12 protein-coding genes and 3 pseudogenes are annotated in these 17,013 nt (G+C 60.6%); 8 read left to right on the top strand and 7 right to left on the bottom strand.

Annotation, left to right across the window (positions count from 1 at the left end):
• Positions 1–3,424 precede the first annotated feature (3,424 nt).
• Both EO776_RS03440 and EO776_RS03435 read right to left on the bottom strand, forming a co-directional pair.
• On the bottom strand, positions 3,425–4,192 hold the full coding sequence (locus tag EO776_RS03440; RefSeq protein WP_186279052.1) for a DICT sensory domain-containing protein: 768 nt from the start codon (positions 4,190–4,192) through the stop codon (positions 3,425–3,427).
• A gap of 148 nt (positions 4,193–4,340) precedes the next feature.
• Positions 4,341–5,026 (bottom strand): annotated as a pseudogene (locus tag EO776_RS03435) (FAD-dependent monooxygenase); the annotation flags it as partial.
• Between the two features lie 482 nt (positions 5,027–5,508).
• On the opposite strand from EO776_RS03435, the gene EO776_RS03430 reads away from it, so the two are divergent.
• Positions 5,509–5,916 (top strand): S26 family signal peptidase, encoded by a 408-nt coding sequence (locus tag EO776_RS03430; RefSeq protein WP_129452360.1) that lies wholly within the window; start codon positions 5,509–5,511, stop codon positions 5,914–5,916.
• A 508-nt stretch (positions 5,917–6,424) separates the two neighbouring features.
• Here EO776_RS03430 and EO776_RS03425 read toward each other — a convergent pair.
• A complete protein-coding gene (locus tag EO776_RS03425; protein WP_129452540.1) occupies positions 6,425–7,699 on the bottom strand; it encodes an IS4 family transposase in 1,275 nt (424 codons plus the stop codon).
• 300 nt (positions 7,700–7,999) lie between these two features.
• Here EO776_RS03425 and EO776_RS03415 point away from each other — a divergent pair, with 300 nt between their 5' ends.
• Positions 8,000–9,226 carry an IS701 family transposase gene (locus EO776_RS03415; RefSeq protein ID WP_129452359.1) on the top strand — a complete coding sequence of 409 codons (1,227 nt, stop codon included), beginning with the start codon at positions 8,000–8,002 and terminating at the stop codon, positions 9,224–9,226.
• A 6-nt stretch (positions 9,227–9,232) separates the two neighbouring features.
• Here EO776_RS03415 and EO776_RS03410 read toward each other — a convergent pair.
• Positions 9,233–9,493: pseudogene (locus EO776_RS03410) on the bottom strand (RNA-guided endonuclease TnpB family protein); the annotation flags it as partial.
• A gap of 16 nt (positions 9,494–9,509) precedes the next feature.
• Here EO776_RS03410 and EO776_RS03405 point away from each other — a divergent pair.
• On the top strand, positions 9,510–9,818 hold the full coding sequence (locus EO776_RS03405; protein WP_246041486.1) for a DUF1616 domain-containing protein: 309 nt from the start codon (positions 9,510–9,512) through the stop codon (positions 9,816–9,818).
• A 69-nt stretch (positions 9,819–9,887) separates the two neighbouring features.
• Here EO776_RS03405 and EO776_RS03400 read toward each other — a convergent pair whose 3' ends face one another.
• Positions 9,888–10,517, bottom strand: coding sequence for a DUF7504 family protein (locus tag EO776_RS03400; RefSeq protein WP_100050375.1), 630 nt, complete (start codon positions 10,515–10,517; stop codon positions 9,888–9,890).
• Positions 10,518–11,133: 616 nt separating this feature from the next.
• On the opposite strand from EO776_RS03400, the pseudogene EO776_RS19740 reads away from it, so the two are divergent.
• Both EO776_RS19740 and EO776_RS03390 read left to right on the top strand, forming a co-directional pair.
• Positions 11,134–11,360, top strand: a pseudogene (locus tag EO776_RS19740) (hypothetical protein).
• Positions 11,357–11,788 carry a type II toxin-antitoxin system VapC family toxin gene (locus tag EO776_RS03390; protein WP_100050374.1) on the top strand — a complete coding sequence of 144 codons (432 nt, stop codon included), beginning with the start codon at positions 11,357–11,359 and terminating at the stop codon, positions 11,786–11,788. The pseudogene EO776_RS19740 and the gene EO776_RS03390 overlap by 4 nt, the downstream one beginning before the upstream one ends.
• Positions 11,789–11,795: 7 nt before the next feature.
• Here EO776_RS03390 and EO776_RS03385 read toward each other — a convergent pair whose 3' ends face one another.
• Both EO776_RS03385 and EO776_RS03380 read right to left on the bottom strand, forming a co-directional pair.
• Complete coding sequence (locus EO776_RS03385) at positions 11,796–12,077, bottom strand: hypothetical protein (protein ID WP_100050373.1); 282 nt, start codon at positions 12,075–12,077, stop codon at positions 11,796–11,798.
• Between the two features lie 69 nt (positions 12,078–12,146).
• On the bottom strand, positions 12,147–13,859 hold the full coding sequence (locus tag EO776_RS03380) for an L-lactate permease (protein ID WP_094495417.1): 1,713 nt from the start codon (positions 13,857–13,859) through the stop codon (positions 12,147–12,149).
• A gap of 185 nt (positions 13,860–14,044) precedes the next feature.
• On the opposite strand from EO776_RS03380, the gene EO776_RS03375 reads away from it, so the two are divergent.
• From EO776_RS03375 to EO776_RS18855, 3 genes are all read left to right on the top strand, one after another.
• On the top strand, positions 14,045–14,551 hold the full coding sequence (locus EO776_RS03375) for a LutC/YkgG family protein (RefSeq protein ID WP_049931506.1): 507 nt from the start codon (positions 14,045–14,047) through the stop codon (positions 14,549–14,551).
• On the top strand, positions 14,552–16,747 hold the full coding sequence (locus EO776_RS03370) for an LUD domain-containing protein (RefSeq protein WP_094519453.1): 2,196 nt from the start codon (positions 14,552–14,554) through the stop codon (positions 16,745–16,747).
• Positions 16,748–16,832: 85 nt separating this feature from the next.
• Entirely contained in the window at positions 16,833–16,982 is a 150-nt protein-coding gene (locus EO776_RS18855) for a DUF7550 family protein (protein ID WP_176454915.1), read from the top strand.
• Positions 16,983–17,013: the final 31 nt, after the last annotated feature.

Here is a 17,013-nt window from a genome sequence, read left to right as displayed (position 1 = left end):
GATTCAGGACGGAGCCGCACGATAATTGGCGTGACACACAGTGGTCAGGGAAACGCAGACACCCTCGGTGACAGCTGAGAACTACGCTTTTGATCCCATCGTGTAGCCACACGAGCCCGGTATCAATCCAAGCCGATCCCAGCACAACCCTCGAATCATTGGAGTATTGATCCGAATCGATCCCGCCACGACCCTCGAACAATTGTAGTATCGATCCAGAACGATCCCAGCACGACCCTCGAATCATTGGAGTATTGATCCCAACCGATCCCAGCACGACCCTCGAAGGAGTACAGTATCGATCCAAACCGATCCCAACATGACCAGCAAACCATTAGAGGATCAATCCGAACTGACTCCGTCGTGAGTCCAGCGCGATCCCATCGTGACCCGTAGGTGATCGAGGTGAGCGTTCGACGTGAACCCACCGAGAGCCCAGAGTAATTCTAATGTGAACCCACCGAGAGCCCAGAGTAATTCTAATGTGAACCCACCGAGAGCCCAGAGTAATTCTAATGTGAACCCACCGAGAGCCCAGAGTAATTCTAATGTGAACCCACCGAGAGCCCAGAGTAATTCTAATGTGAACCCACCGAGAGCCCAGAGTAATTCTAATGTGAACCCACCGAGAGCCCAGAGTAATTCTAATGTGAACCCACCGTGGCCCCAAGTGTCCCCAGGTCGATCCGGGACGTGAGACCAGCCTCCCACCACACGCACCACGACGTCGCCTCCGCTCTTGGCATGGCGCCCTTCCGGGCGGCGTCGCTGTCGACGTCGTCGGGACGCTTCGTACACCGCCACAGCACCGTGCGATCGATCCGTCACCACTACAGCAACACCGACTGTCCCACGCCGCGCAGTTCCCTCACGACCGTGGTGTTCCCCACGGCGATCACAACGCAAGACGCCGTCGTTCCCCACGTCGACATCACGCTCAGCACAACGCCACTGGTCGCCACGCCCGTGCTCGCACGACCGAAAAACCGCACACACCACACTGAGACACCGCCGTGACCACTGCGACGCACCGAGACGCACGACTCGCCAGCAGCCATCGCTCCCTGAACGGGACCACAGTCCATCCCCCGTTAGGAGACGGGACGCCAGCCATCCATGACGCACTCGCTCGATACTGTGTCCTGGTTCACCACCCGATTAGCTGTCGCGTCGATCCATGCCGCCGACTGGAGAAATCCCTGCGGACTCCCCGCGTGATCCGTGTGACCAGATCATGACCCACCCGACCACCGCGTTGTCACTGCGTGCGCGCCCCAGCAGCGACCCCCTCGTTCCCGACGCCAACGACGATCGCGACACACCGCAGCCACGACGACGACGCCGTCGTTTGGGGAGGCTCCCGACACGACGCCACGCACCGCACACCCGTCTTACCCACCCTCGATCCAGTCGTACCCACCGGCTCGCACCGTCACTCGGGACGGCTGACTCGTGGCTGTCCACCGGCGATGCTACCGATACCACATGTCGCGACCCGCAAGCGACCGACACTCGCGCAGTGAACACACCCCCAGTCTTCGCTCGCGCCGTCCGCGTGACCCATGTCTGTGAGCGCCAGTTGGACACGGCATTCACCGGTGGTGTCTCGGTTGCGTTCACCATGTAGCACCAGCAGCGCCGCCTGACAGCGGCTCCTGACAAGTCCGGCGCAGTGACAGGCGGCATACACTGCGTGCCCTGCGGCGGACTCTCAAGTTGGGTTCCTGTCAGCGCTACCCCCTGTTCGAGTGCTTGCTGGCCTACAGTTGACCGGGTGATAGCTTGGACAGGCCTCGCCAATCCAGTTCTTGTGAGTAGCCGCTTCCGGACGCAGACGTGTCCAGTGTGTGAGACAGACGCCGCCGTGTCCGGACGCATAGCTCCGTTTGTCCGTGCGCACCCCCGTTCGTTCTCAACCGCAGGACCAGCCGCTGGCGAAAGGTTGACCCTCGTTTCCTACCACAGGATCAGTTGTTCCCTACTGTAGGACCAGCCGTATCCCGACGTAGGACCAGTTGTTCGCTTATCTAGGACCAGCCGTTTCCCAACGCAGGACTCATGATTTCCCAACACAGGACTCATGATTTCCCAACACAGGACTCATGATTTCCCAACACAGGACTCATGATTCCCAACACAGGACACTCCGTTTCCCACCGCAGGACTCCTCGTTTCCCACCGCAGGACTCCTCGTTTCCCACCGCAGGACTCCTCGTTTCCCACCGCAGGACTCCTCGTTTCCCACCGCAGGACAACCCGCTGTTGGAAGAGCGAACCCTTGTTCCCCGACGGAGGCCTCTCTCACTTCTCGATGAAGAGCTCCTGCTTCCCATCAACAGATCACCTGTCGCCACTCGGGACCCTCCGTATGCCACGGCCCACTCGCCCCGCTTCCTATCGTTGCAGCGTCTGTTGTCTGGCACAGAATCGCAGGCGTCCTGAGAGGCGTGGGTGATCTGACTACGGTCTCACCAGCACTGTGTTCGGCCGCATTACTGTCCGCCTGTGGCCGCTCGTGTGCTTGGCCATGGTGGGCTCAAGACAGAGACCGCACTACCGCCGGGCAGATCACACTGCGTCCATCCACGGAGGGACCTACTCGGTGTGGCTGCCCATGTTGGTGCCGAGGAGCGTGGTCTTCCCGGTTCTTGACCCTGTGGCCATTCGTCGATTGGTGCGCTGTGTAGGATCGGGTGTTCGTACCGGTCATTGGTCGCTTGGGCCCCGGTGGATGGCACCGCCCCATGTTACTCACACGCTCTGTCGGATCCTTTGGGTAGCTCTTTTTATTTTTATTATCAGTCGGTTCTTCGACAGGGTAACTCCGCCACGTCTTGCGATTATACTAGTTACCGTCCGTAATCTGGAACTTCAGCCAAGCGGCCTAAATATAATCGTGTCGGTAATCGAGTGTGGTGGCAACGCTATCGTATTTTTGTGATTTATTCTAATTAAATTTGAATGATGCGTTCTGTTAAAATCCTCAGAAAGTGATACGTTCTACTCCGGTTCCGGTCAGTACAGGTGACTCACGAATCGTTCAGTACAGGATCGTCATGTATCGCTTAGCTGGACAAACCCTCCGTCTTTAGTTAATACTCCCAGTAATACTGTTCTGTCCCAGTTTCTGTTCGAATTCTGCCGATTTACTCCCGCTATGGCGAGAAATTCGTGTTTATAGGGTCAGTTTATTGCTTAGTTTCAGTGGATACAGTGTCTGGCTCGTTTGATTAGTACACTTCAATACTATACGGCATATTTCTACCTGTGTATATTACTGTCAAGCTTAACTAAAGACGAATGCTGGACAAACTTCCCAACATCTGTCAAGAACGCTTTGCGAGATGTAGAGCGTGAGTCCAGCACGACGACTGCTTTTGTTTCACGTCAAAGCAAGAGCGTTACCCTCTCGTTGATATTGGATCTACAATTCCCGTTCGATGTATCGGTTGATCTCCTGAACAGTGTCTGGGTCGTACGTCCAGAACGCATCCCATATGTTTGGCTCATCTTCTATCGCTAAGAGTGCTGTGTGAGGTGCCGACGGGCTGTCAGGAACGAAAACGACAAACCACGAGTCTTGAAACTCTTGGTCCCACCCGCCGTGGATTATCAGCTCGTACTCGGGGGGTGGCGTCCAGTCAGGGATTCCGTACACGTGGACGTCAACGCTACTGTCACCAAGTCGTTCGTAGACCTCCCTCGTACCCCGCTCGTCGTTGATACGTGAGAGGTGTTGGAAGGATGCACGGTGTTTTCCCGTGCCGTGCTCAAGCGCTATCCGTTCGATGTATCGTGAGATGGTGATCAGCAGCAGTTTCTCTTTGTTCGACTCAGGATACCCACGCAGCCGGAAGTGAGTCTCGTCGAGTGCTGTAATCACATCCGGGAGATCCACCTCCTGAACGCTGCGCGCCCCGGTCGTATACAAGTCGGAATTGACTAACAGAATCGAGTTCGCAACTTCGTTAAGCGGTGACTCCGCAACGACCTCTCCGTCGTTCAATAAGTAGACCCTACCTGCCGAGGCGGAGCCGGCTTCGGGGACCGTGACGGATTGTTTGACTTCTACCGACTGCCGATCAAATATCTGTGTCAACAACTCGTGTAACTGCTCTGGCACATCGCTCCCAACGACCCCGAGTGACACATCTGCTCGCTCGCTCTGTGTGAAAAACTCACCGAGGCTCATGCCCTATGATCAGATCGTGTTGAATATACTAATTCCCTACGCTGTACCGGCTGTTTCTCCGCAAATCTACAATTCGTATCAGATACGTGTTCCCTGTCTCGCACGGCTACCGCAGCATATATTTGAAATGGTAGAAACATCGGTGTTCAATAAGGAAGACGCGGTCAGTGGTGACCGAATCGGGCGGCCCGATTGGGATCGCACCGGAACACCGTCGTGAGGGCTCGACACTGTACGCCTGTGTTAGCTCGTCGAACAGCGATCCCACCTCAGCGCCCGGCTGTGCCGCAAGCCCGTATTCGACGCCAGCCGCCCCACGCGGAATCCGCCAGGCGAAAAACGTTGGCGCGGTCAGATGAACATCAACACGATCGCCATCATCAGGCGTGTCGGTAAGGGCCAACACTCCGTGAAGAAGCTCGGCTGGGGCGTCGAGCTCCACACGGTCCCGCACCCGCGAAGTCGGCCCGTCACAGCCAGCGACCGTCTTCGCCTCCATCGTTGTGTGCGTGCCATCCGGCCTCGCGACCGTCACGACGACGTGGTCTGGCTTTTCGTCGAGATCGACGACCGTATGCTGCTCACAAAGGTCTGCGTCGGCGTCGACAGCGCGGCGTGCGAGTGTGTTGTCCAACTCGACGCGGCGATCACATGCGAGATAGTTCCCGATTTGTAGAACGGGTACGCCGTCGAATCTGGCCTCCCAACGTGAAAACGAGCGCCCAAAATTCGATTCTGGAGCAGCTCATCTGCGGCCCCCGCAGGGAGATACTCCCAGAGATCCGTCGAGACATGCCCGGAACACGCAAGCGGTTTTCCAACCTCGCCTTTCTCATATTGATTACTGTGAATAGTTTCAGAGGTGGCGTCGAGAAACGCTGGTTCAGCCGCCCTCAGTGCCGATGCGGATCACCACGGCGGTAAAGACTCGCAGTAATCACTATCAAGCAGTGCCACGTCGTATCCCTCGGTCGCTGCGTGGTACGCAAACCGGGATCCCGGTAGGCCGGCACCAACAACGATGAAATCGTACATAGACACGAAGTGGAACCTGCGGCTCAAAATATCCATCTATCAAAGAGGGGACCGATCTATCGACTGGCGAGACAACTACAGGTACCGGGCAAACAGACACGCGGAGGGAGCAGATCCGCAGTGTCCGTTGATCGCCTCCTCAGGATGGAAAAGGAGCCGATCACATGGGGGTCATTACCAGGCGAACTAGAAGTTATCGCAGTTGTCGGATTCACCCCACGGTTAAGCCCGTTGGCTCTCTCCCTGCTTATTTGTAGGTGTATGTGTAACTGAGAGTGCGAATGCTTCGCGAGGTGGCCGAACGGACCGAGACCGTATTACTCGTTGTCGTGTTGGTTTCGCTCATCCTTGGACAGGTGTTCGGCCAGCCGGTTCTTCTCGCATGCGTCGACTCCGGAAGCATGGAGCCCACGATAGACGAAGGCGACGGCTTCCTGACTGTCCCGGCCGCAGTTACCGGCCCACCAACAGAGGGCGATGTGATCACCTTCCGTGCCAAAGAAATCGGAGAGGGGGGACTCACCACCCACCGAATTGTTGGGGGATTATACTTGGAGGACTTGCTATTGGGATTTCGTATGGGTGTGTTGGGGCGCGCCACGCAACGCGATCGGTTCAAGACACGATCACTCGGATATTCACGACCCGAGATGAGGCTGAACTTATTGCCGTTGGGACGGTCGTGGTAGTTGCCTACCCAGTCGTCGGCTTTCCGACGCCAACACCTGGCGGGCCCCGTATTAACATCCATATCCATTTTGTAGCCTATGCGCTAGCATTCATCGCCGTTTTTGTCTCGTTGCTCCTCAGTTGATCTGCTCGGTTCTGAGGTCCGTCGAATGTATTGCGACGAGTCCAGATTTTTGACCGCAGGTGCCATCTTTCCCATCGTAAATAACGGGGATTCCCGTACCGCAAGTTGCCATATTTACTGGTCTACGACACCACTTGCGCTCTAGTGCGAAATATCCCATTCTCGCGGTCACCGGCTGGAGCAGCACTCACTTTCCCGAGCGCGACCGCTGGTGGGACGCGTAGCTTCGTGACGCATTCTCATTTTTTGTTGTGCGCCAGACCGGCCCAAGCCCCACCGTCCTACTCTCCGCTCCGTGCTCGCTCTCTCCGGCCACTATGCGCGCAACCACGACCGTGAGCAAGTATCAGTTACCGATGACTAACGTCGTCATCCGTCTTTAGTTAAGCCTCACACCTCGGTTGTGTAGCGGTAGCGAGTGTCTCTTGTAAGATTGGTCGTTGCTTGTGGATCTTTTGAGCGTCTTCGATCAGCCGGCCGAGCAGCGGCGGTGGTGAGTAGCCGAGGAACTCACCAAGTTCGTGGAGAATGAGCTGGGCGTGCGACCGGAAGGTCGCCGCCCAGCGCTCTGTCGGAAACACAAGCTCATCATCCGCCTGCTCAGTGACTAGATCCAACAGATCACGGCTTACAAGCAGCGAAAGCAACGCTGCGTACAATAAGATCCTCACCACGTGTTCGTCACTCGTGTCGAACTCGTCCAATTCGTACTGCGTCTTCAGCTCCCGGAACAGCAACTCAACTTCCCACCGACAGCGGTAGATCTCCGCTAAATCAGCCGGAAAGAACTCCTCCCTAGCTACATTCGTCATGTACAGGTGGTAGTCGTCGGCGTCCTCGTCGCGGACGCCGACGACGCGAAACCGCTTCGTATCCAGCGACCGTGTCCCATTGTACGGCCCCCGTTTGAATTCGACTTCGACCTCCACATCGATGTATTTCCGGTCAAGATCATCGAGAACAGCTCGGAGCTGCTTGCCCTCTAAGGGAATGGCGCGGCCGCGCCATTCCCGTAATTCTGCCGTAATCAGCGGATTCGCGTTCTGCTTCAGCCGACTCACAAAGTAGCCGTCGTTTTCGTCGATCAGCGCAAACCGGCCGTACTTGAAGTAGGCGAGATCGAACAGCATGAGGCGATTCTCAAGCCACGGCCCTGTTTTGAACAAGGTGCTGTCGTGCGTTTTCTCGTTAGCAGTATCGAGCTGTTCAATCGTCTGCTCTGTGGCATTGTGGAGCAGGTGGAGCTTCGCTCCAGCCTGCTCCTCGTGGCGGGCTTCGAACTGATCTGGGAGAAATTCGTGTAACCGCAACACCGTTCCATCAGCGATCATCACATCTCTAAATCGGTCGATATCAGCGTCAACAGCGTTAGGAACAGCGACCTCGTCGAGGCCGCGCTCGACGAGGTCGCGGAGGTACTCCGCAAGCGTCGGTGTCAACCGCTGATAGAATCCACCCGGCGAAATCGTCTCATCGGCAGTAGAGTTGTAACAGCGTCTAAACCCGGCGAGTGTTCGGCTTTCGCCTGCGGCGAAGCCGAACACGAACGCCCAAACGAAGGCAGGGATCTGGAGCTTGCGGTCTCGTTCGACCACGCCGAGTTCCTCGGCGTGCTCTTGGAGGAACTCAGAGGGAAACAGTGTAGTGAGCCGACGCATAATCCGAGGTGAGGAGTCCTTGTCGTGCACAGACTGGACTTCCTCATTCCTTCCGAAAGATGCCTCGATAAGCCGCCGCTATCACGCGGTTTCTCGCTTAACTAAAGACGGATGGAGACAGGGCTTTAGCCGTGGGTTAGCTTACCGAGGTCGAAACCAGACTGGTTGTACGTGACGCTTCGATAATCGGTGGGTGCTTGCCGTTTGAGCCGACCAACGTTGTATCCCTTCTCTTTTTTCTTACGAAGCTCAGCTTTGAACGTTGAAGTAGGAGCATGACGTAGGCGGTAGTGAAGACGGATGATGCCGATTACGGACTTCTTGTCGTGTACGCGTGTGTTTGACGAGTTCGAATCGCTGTCATCAGCTCAACGTCATCACGCGAAAACCTACGCCACCGGTCTTGTTGCGGCCAGCAACAAGACCGTGGCAGGCATCTCACGCGAAGTCCTTCCAGCTGGAGACAAACGCGCTCTCAACAAATTCCTCACCGAGTACGACTGGGACGAACAACAGTTCAACCACGAACGCCTCGAAGAACTCCAAAAACACGGTGAAACACGCTGGTCGAAGGATGGCTACATCATCCTCGACGACACGATCACCCACAAAGCCGGGGACGAAGTCCCCGGCGTCGGCCACTTCTACGATCACGCTGAAGATGACACTGTCTGGGGCCAAGACCTCATCTACGCCTTCTACGCTGACGACAAAACCGCCTACCCACTCACCTTCCGCCTCTACGAAAAACAGGACGACAATGACCAAGACCACGACACCAAGTACGATCTCGCCCGCGAGATCGTCACCGAACTCGAAGACGAGGTAGGTGTCCCGGCGGACACCTACCTCTTCGACTCGTGGTTCGCCCACGATTCTGGCCTTCCTGAACTCATCGAATCCTCCGACAAAGACTGGATCGGCCCGCTCCGGAGCAACCGACAGGTGACCTACGGCGGCGAAGAGATCCGCGTCGATGCGCTTGCAGAGCGCATCGACACGGTTGAACGCGACGTTGAAGACGAGACCTACCACATCTGGACAAAGAAGCTTCCCGTCTCCCAACTGGGAGACGTGAAGCTGGTGCTCGCTGAGAAAGAAACTGACGAAGAAGACGAAGAGAACCCGGTCAAGTACCTCGTCACGAACAAGATCGACGCACCGACCGAGCACATTATTCGCTCCTACGGGATGCGGTGGCGCATCGAAACGTTCTTCGAGGACTCGAAGCAGGATCTCGGCTTGGGAGACTGCGAGATGCAGACCGACGAAGGTGCCAGTCGGCACTGGCACCTTCTGATGGCTGCCTACAGTCTCGTCCGTCTTGATCCCGAATCGAGCGCCTTGGGGACGGTTCGCTCGAAAGCGTCATCGCTTCGAGCGAACCTCGAACACTCGCTGAAAGAAGCCGTTTACAACCTTCTCTCGTGGGTTCGAGACAACGATGAGCGTAGCGTCGACGACCTAATGGAAGAGATTGATCACCTCTTCGTTCACTCAACAGCCGACGCTAACGTTCAAAGCTGAGTTACGAAGGTTCGAGAGGTTACGGTGGAAGCGAGCGACGGTGGCTTGGGCGGCCTTCGAGTGTAGTTTACCGAAGACGGGCCACTTTCGCTTCCAGTCGGGAAGTTTGTTGTTCTGGTCGTACTCACTCGGCTTATTGTCTTCCGGGGCTTGCTTGTAGTCCCAGCGGACGTGGTTGTAGAGCTGGCGATGAACATCCAGATGGAGTTCCAGTCCAGCCGCTACCTCTTGTGTCGGGAAAGCGTGGTAGCGGTGACTGTGTTCCATCGCTGTCTATTGGTTAGTGAGGTGTTCGTTTAGTGGTTTGTATCACGAGTTGTCGGCTTCATCCCCGAGGTCAAGCCTCGGGGTATTCGCCTTGTCCGCCGATAAAGAGATTAACCGATTTCAAGCAACTATCGAACACAACAGTACACACCACGAACCACATACATTACAGCCCACCCAGACAGGAGAGAATCTCCGTGTGAAGTATTTATTATGCAAAGGAGGTGCTCCGGAGAAACCTATCCAAGAGAACTCATATTGGGATCTACATATCTGGATTGATCTTGTCGGCCCGAGTCAGTCAGTTAACACGCAAGGCTTCTGATAGAGGGAAAGGTTGTGTCAGATCTCTCCCCGCGCTGAAGCGAGAAAATTTTTCATCGATTCCACACAATCAGATTTCTCGCCACTCCGTCGGTTCCGGGCGCGCGACGCGGACCTGCCGCGCGTCCTTCACACGACGCGTCTCGACCACCACCTCGAACAGCGGCGCGAGCTGGGAGACCACGCGGTCGTCGTGCGCCGACCCGTCGAGCCCGACGACGACCGGGCAGCCCGCGCCCGTCGCCTTCTGGACGACGATGTGGAGGAACCGGAACACGCCCGACGCGTCTACGTACATCAGGAGCGGCGAGACCGTGTCGACCCCCACCGCGAGCGCGCTGTCGCCGCGCGCCTCGAGGAACTCGGTGAACTTGGTCCCGACCGAGGTGAGGTTGCTCGGATGCCGGGCGTACTTTACGCGCGACTCGTCGCTCAGAGACTCCTCGATCGCGCCCGTGACGCAGTCGACGACGAGCGGTGTCGGCTCGTCGTCCGACCCCTCCGGCGTCTCGTCCGCCGCCGATTCGTGACCGACGACCCGACGGTGCGTCCGGCGCGCGCCCTCGGCCGGCTGGCGCGTCGAAACGACCAGCGGGGTCCCGTCTCGCTCGTGGAGGAACTCGTGGACAACCCGCCGCTGACCGGACAGCGCCGAGCCCTCGACGAGTACGGAGTCCGTCTCGGGAACGGGGACCGTCATCTGTGCTAACAGATAGAATGATAAACGAATAAACCTAACGAGTGCGAAACGGTAGCACACGTTTCGGAACGGGAGCGAGCGCGGCGCGACCGAATCGCTTCCGGGTTCGTGACGAGCGGAAGGGCGGTCGGCGGGATGCCGTGCGGCTGAGCAGGTCGTAGCGGTCCGTGTCGTAGAAAAGTTTACTTAGTTTAATAGTAACACGCCAGAATGAGGGCGGCTGTCAAAGTCGACGAGGACTCGAAGTCCCGCGTTGAAGAGTTACGGAGAATCAAGGAGAAAGCCTCGCGCTTCAGCGCGGGGATGAATCCGACAATTCTCTACAGCAATCACGAACTTCTGGCCGGGTGTTTTAATTGAGTGGTCGTCGTATTGATAGTCATCCGAGGCGGTCCACTTAATCGGACAATATCGGGATTCCCGACCACACACAGAAAGTACCCCTTTCTGTTGTAGTGTTCGGGTACAGTAAGAAGTACCTCTGAATCCCATGCCGGGATATGAGTAACGGCTGATTGGCACAGCCAGTAGCCGTCACCGGGACAGCTACAAACCGTAAACACCCCAAACCAGCGGTGTGGGGCCGTGGGAATCTTTGCTCTTCAGGGCGGAGAGGATGTCAAAGGCGGAGATACGGCTTCGAACCGGGAAGACCGTTACCCAGCAGGAGCTGCTTTCGCAGCTTATCAACGACGCGCACGACTCCCGTGACGAGGTGACCGACTCCTTCCGCTCGTCAACGCTTCCTCTCACCGAAGAGAAAAAGAACAGATGCGCCGGGGACGAGTCAGTTCCGGGGCCGAAACCGACGAAGATGACATTGACGACGTGCTCTACGGATGACGGGTCTCGTCGATACCGGCGCCCTCTACGCGGATCACGACACCGACGCGTCGAGACACGAGGAGATGAGCGACGCGCTGGACGCGGTCTACGACAGCGAGTTCGGTGCCGCAGACGCGACTGATTACGTGTACGACGAGGCGGTCACGCTGACTCTCAAGCGAACCGGATCGTTCTCGGCGGCGAAGCGGATCGGCCGACAGCTTCGGGGCGCGGGTCCGTACCCGCCGGTTTGCGAGATACTTCACGTGTCCAATGCGGGCTTTACAGACTCGGTCGAGGTGTCCGAGCGCTACGACGATCAGGGGCTCAGTTTCACTGACGGGACGGCTGTGGAACTGTGTGACCGCCATGATATCGAGTCGGTTTTGAGCTTCGACGACGATTCCAACGGTCTCGTGGATCGGATCGATCCGACCACGCTCTAGCGAACGGCTACTCCTCGTTCGTTTCGATTCTCCCCACGGTATCGTCGCGTTCCACTAATACCTCAACCGCAAGCTCTCGAACCCGCTTTCTGTCCTCAGCGATCACGTCGACCGCCTGCGCGCTCTCGATATGGCCGTTCACGACCGCGTTCTGCTGTGGACCCCACACCTCCGGCGGCTGCGTTTTGATGTACTCGGCCCACCGGATCACCTGCTCGTAGCGGGGCGGTCGCTGGGGACCGTCATCGCTTCCGGCCGAGCCCACTTCAGGCGTTCGTGAGTCGCTCATAGCGGTCTTCGACGTTGAGTCGTTCGACCTGTGTTTCGAGGCGGTCGCGGGAAAGCGTTTCCGGGAGGATCAGAATAGCCCGGGCACGAGGACGTAGCTCAGGAGCATTCCGAACAGCCCGGCGAACAGCGCGAACAGGGCCATCGGGACGATCGCCTTCCGGAGCAGGTCGCCCTCGCGGCCGGTGATGCCGACGACGCCGCAGATCGCGGCGACGTTCAGCACCGAGACCATGTTGCCGAGGCCGCCGCCGACGTTCTGGAGGCTGACGGCGATCGTCCGGGAGAGTTCGACCGTCTCGGCGGCGTTGTACTGGAGCACGCTGAACAGGATGTTCGAGGAGGTGTTGCTCCCGGTCATGAACGAGCCGATGGCGCCGATCCACGGCGAGATCATCGGGAGCAGGCCGCCCGCGCCGATCGCGAGCGCGCGGCTGAGCGCCTCCATCATGCCGAGGAGGCCCGCGGTGTTCGTCTGCGACTGGATCATCACCTGCGTCATCGACACCGCGATGATCAGCGTGAGCGCGGCGGGCGCGACCTGCTCCGCAGAGCGCCGCCACGCCGCGCCCATCTCGTCGACGTCCATCTTGTGGATGAGGCCCGTGAGGACGGCGATCGGGATGAACGGCATCGTGCCCGGGAGGTAGAGATACTGGAGCGTGTACCCGAGCTCGGTGCCGAGGATCGAGTCGATGCCGACGGTGAAGCTCTGGATCCACGGGAGCACGGCGGTGCCGGCGACCGTGAGGTCGGGCCACCGCGTGGCGAGCAGCGCGAGCGCGACGAGGAGGTACGGCGTCCACGCCAGCAGCACCGACATCTCTTTTTGTGGCTGGTCGCGGGAGATCTCGTCGAGTTCGAGGCCGCCGAGCCAGGTGTCGCTCCACTGCGAGTCGGTCGGGAAGTCCCACTCGCGGTCGGGGATGAGGATATTGTTGTTCGCGAGCAGGAGCCCCACGCCGAGGACGACGAACCCGGCCGCGATGTCGGGGAGCGCGGGCCCGACGAACCACGCGACCACCAGCTGCGTCCCGCCGGTGACGACGCCGAGGAGGAGCGCGAACGGAGCGATGGGGAGCGTGTCGCGGACGGCGCCGCCGACGCTCCGGCCGCCGTCGGCGTCACCGAACCAGTACGTCAGGAAGAACACGCCGAGCAGCCCCCAGAACACGTACGTCACGCCCGTGACGATGCCGGACCACGCGGAGACCATCGAGAGGAACTCGGAGACCCCCATCGAGCCGGAGAGCGCCGGGTCGATGACGGCGCCGGTGCCGCCGATGACGGGGGTCCCCGCGGCGCCGAACGGCGGGTTCGGCGCGTTGAAGAACAGCCCGAACACCGCGGCGGCCAGCGGCGGGAAGCCGAGGCCGATAAAGAGCGGCGCGGCGAGCGCCCCGGGCGTCCCGAACCCGGCGGCGCCCTCGATGATCGTCATGAAGCCGAGCCCGATGAGCAGGACTTGGATGCGTCTGTCCTCTTCGATCTGTCCGAAGTACCACCTGATAGTGGCGATGGCGCCGCTCCCCTCGAGGTAGTTCATCAGGAGGATGGCGCCGAAGACGATCAGGATGATGTCGACCGCCTGGAACGCACCGTAGACGGCCGACGCGGCCAGCCAGTCGATCTCCATGCCCCAGTAGGTGAGTCCGATCCCCCCGGCGAGCAGCCACCCGACCCCCATCGCGCGGGCGGCGGACCACCTGAGTCCGGCGAGCAGGACGAACGCGACGCCGATCGGAATGACGCCGACGAACGCCAGTGAGAGTACGTTTGTCATGAGTATGTCTTTCGACCGTGTTTGGGCGTCTCACAACGATCCATATGTAACTTTCTTTTTTGACGATATTACTGGCGAGGAGTTGGGTACTGGCCGGGCGTCCGATGAGAAAGATACGTTATGTATCCCGTTAGGAAACTGCGTATAGGGAAACACCCATTAGGCTGTTACAGCAACCACGGCGTATGTCAGTCGAGTCAATCGCGACCTTCGAGTCGTCGCTCGACGAGGTCGGCGTCGAGTGCGTCCGGACGACCGCCGACGGGTTCGAGTCGGCGCTGGCGCCGCTGCTCGACGACCCGGCGGTCGGCGCGCCGCTCCCGTTCGACGGGGTCTCGCTCCCGGACGCGGTGAACACCGACCCGACCGTCGCCGAGCTCGAAGCCGCGGCGACGGGCGTCACCGCCGCCGGATACGGCATCGCCGACTACGGCTCCGTGGTGATTCAGGGCGGGGCCGCCGGCGAGGAGCCGGTGAGCCTGTACGCAGACGAGCACGTCGCGGTCGTCGCCGCGGACGACGTCCTGCCGGACATGGACGCCGCGTTCGACCGCCTCGCCGCGGACGTCCGCGACGGCGCGGGGCAGTCGATCATCGCGACCGGACCGAGCGCCACCGCGGACATGGGCGCGCTCGTGAAGGGGGCGCACGGGCCGATGGACGTGACCGTCGTGCTGGTGGAGGACAGGTAGATGAGCGCCGAGAACCGACGGCGGAAGGCCGAACACATCCGCCACATCCTCGACACCGAGGGCGACAGCGTCCAGCAGAACACGCGCGTGTTCAACGAGGGACGCTACGAGTCGACCGGCGACCTCGACGACTACGAGCGGCTGAAAGACGAGGCGCGGGCGATCAAAGAGGACGCGATCGAGCGGCTGCCGGAGCTCATCGACGAGGTGACCGAGGCCGTCGAGGCCAACGGCGGCACGGTGTACCTCGCCGACGACGCCGCGGACGCGAACCGCTACATCACGGAGGTCGTCGACGGCCGCACAGCCGTGAAGTCGAAGTCGATGACCAGCGAGGAGATCGAGGTGAACGAGGCCCTCAAGGCGGACGGCGCCGACGTGTGGGAGACCGACCTCGCCGAGTTCGTCCTCCAGATCGCCGACGAGGCCCCGTCGCACATCGTCGCCCCGGCCATCCACAAGTCGCGGGAGGAAATCGCCGCGCTGTTCGACGAGGTGTTCGAGCCCGAGGACCCCCCGGAGACCGCCGAGGAGCTGACCCGGTTCGCCCGCGAACACCTCGGCGAGAAGATCCGCGACGCCGACGTCGGGATGACGGGCGCGAACTTCGTCACCGCCGACACCGGGACGCTTGCGCTGGTGACGAGCGAGGGCAACGCCCGGAAGTGCGTTCAGGCGACCGACACCCACGTCGCGGTCGCGGGCGTCGAGAAGGTGATCCCCAGCGTCGAGGACCTCCAGCCGTTCGTGGAGCTCATCGGTCGGTCGGGGACCGGCCAGGACATCACCTCCTACGTCTCGCTTCTCACCCCGCCGACCGACTCCCCGACGTTCGGCGACAAGGCGCTCGGCTCCGGCGACGAGCGCGACTTCCATCTCGTGTTAATCGACAACGGCCGGATGGAGATGCGCGACGACGACCAGCTCCGGGAGACGCTGTACTGCATCCGGTGTTCGGCGTGCGCGAACTCCTGTGCGAACTTCCAGCACGTGGGCGGCCACGCCTTCGGCGGCGAGACGTACTCCGGCGGAATCGCGACCGGCTGGGAGGCGGGCGTCCACGGCGAGGAGAGCGCCGCCGAGTTCAACGACCTCTGTACGGGGTGTAGCCGGTGCGTGAACCAGTGTCCGGTGAAGATCGACATCCCGTGGATCAACACCGTCGTCCGCGACCGCATCAACCGCGGGACGGACGGCGACCTCGACTTCCTCGTCGAGGGGCTCACGCCGGACGCGGATCCGGGCGGGATCGACCTCCAGAAGCGCCTGTTCGGGAACTTCGACACGCTGGCGAAGCTCGGGTCGGCGTTCGCGCCGCTGTCGAACTGGGTCGCGGAGGCCGGGCCCGCCCGATCGGTGCTGGAACGGACGCTCGGCGTCGACAGCCGCCGCGAGCTCCCGCGGTTCGAGCGCGAGTCGCTCGTCGACTGGTTCGGGGACCGGGGCTCGCGGGTCGACCCCGACGCCGCGCGCGAGCGCGTGGCGCTGTACCCCGATGCGTACACCAACTACGTGCGCACCGAGCGGGGGAAGGCGGCCGTCCGGGTCCTCGAGTCGCTCGGCGTCCACGTCGACGTGCCGGCGGCCGGCGAGAGCGGACGCGCGCCGCTCTCGCAGGGGATGGTCGCGACCGCGCGGTCGAACGCCGAGGCCGTGTACGAGTCGCTCGCGCCGGCCGTCGCGGCGGGTCGGGACGTCGTCGTCATCGAGCCCTCCGACCTCGCGATGTTCCACCGCGAGTACGGTCGGCTCCTCCCGACGGAGGAACACGAGGCGCTGAAGGAGCGCAGCTACGAGGTGATGGAGTACGTGTACGGCCTGCTGGAGAACGGCGCCGACCTCGGCGCGCTCCCCGACGGCGACGGCGAACGGATCGCCTACCACAGCCACTGCCAGCAGCGCACGCTGGACCTGGAGCCGTACACGACGGCGGTCCTCGACGACGCGGGGTTCGACGTGGTGACCTCCGACGTGGAGTGTTGCGGAATGGCCGGCAGTTTCGGCTACAAGTCCGAGTACTACGACCTCAGCGTCGACGTCGGCGAGACGCTCGCGGACCAGTTCACGACCGACGAGACCGCGGACCGGACGGTGGTCGCCAGCGGCACGTCCTGTCTCGAACAGCTCGACGCGCTGCTCACGCGGCGGCCCGCGCATCCGGTCCGGCTCCTCGACGCGCGGCGTGACCGTCGCTGACGCGCCCGCTCCGGGCGCGTCGCTCCGCGAGTCGGGGCCGTCGAGTTCAGGTGGGCTTATATGTTCCCCGGTCGGATCCGGGACTATGGACGAGCACTCGCACGAGCCCGACCCGGACAAGCGCGTGACCGCACCGATGCAGGAATTCGGGAGCCGCGAGGTCGGCGTCGGCGCGGCCGTCACGCTGGTCGGCCTGCTGATCGCGTACGCCGTCCCGTTCCTCGCGACCTTCTGAACGCCGTCGCTCGTCGCGTTTTTCCGTAGTC

Source organism: Halorubrum ezzemoulense (genome assembly GCF_004126515.1).
In the GTDB taxonomy this organism is placed as follows: domain Archaea; phylum Halobacteriota; class Halobacteria; order Halobacteriales; family Haloferacaceae; genus Halorubrum; species Halorubrum ezzemoulense.
The sequence above is the reverse complement of the archived record's forward strand: the minus strand, read 5'-3'. Positions and strand labels throughout refer to the sequence as shown.

Excerpts from the sequence above, each read along its gene's own strand:
- EO776_RS03440 (WP_186279052.1), bottom strand. The coding sequence starts at position 4,192 with ATGAGCCTCGGTGAGTTTTTCACACAGAGCGAGCGAGCAGATGTGTCA.
- EO776_RS03430 (WP_129452360.1), top strand. The coding sequence starts at position 5,509 with ATGCTTCGCGAGGTGGCCGAACGGACCGAGACCGTATTACTCGTTGTC.
- EO776_RS03425 (WP_129452540.1), bottom strand. The coding sequence starts at position 7,699 with ATGCGTCGGCTCACTACACTGTTTCCCTCTGAGTTCCTCCAAGAGCAC.
- EO776_RS03415 (WP_129452359.1), top strand. The coding sequence starts at position 8,000 with ATGATGCCGATTACGGACTTCTTGTCGTGTACGCGTGTGTTTGACGAG.
- EO776_RS03400 (WP_100050375.1), bottom strand. The coding sequence starts at position 10,517 with ATGACGGTCCCCGTTCCCGAGACGGACTCCGTACTCGTCGAGGGCTCG.
- EO776_RS03390 (WP_100050374.1), top strand. The coding sequence starts at position 11,357 with ATGACGGGTCTCGTCGATACCGGCGCCCTCTACGCGGATCACGACACC.
- EO776_RS03385 (WP_100050373.1), bottom strand. The coding sequence starts at position 12,077 with ATGAGCGACTCACGAACGCCTGAAGTGGGCTCGGCCGGAAGCGATGAC.
- EO776_RS03380 (WP_094495417.1), bottom strand. The coding sequence starts at position 13,859 with ATGACAAACGTACTCTCACTGGCGTTCGTCGGCGTCATTCCGATCGGC.
- EO776_RS03375 (WP_049931506.1), top strand. The coding sequence starts at position 14,045 with ATGTCAGTCGAGTCAATCGCGACCTTCGAGTCGTCGCTCGACGAGGTC.
- EO776_RS03370 (WP_094519453.1), top strand. The coding sequence starts at position 14,552 with ATGAGCGCCGAGAACCGACGGCGGAAGGCCGAACACATCCGCCACATC.
- EO776_RS18855 (WP_176454915.1), top strand. The coding sequence starts at position 16,833 with ATGGACGAGCACTCGCACGAGCCCGACCCGGACAAGCGCGTGACCGCA.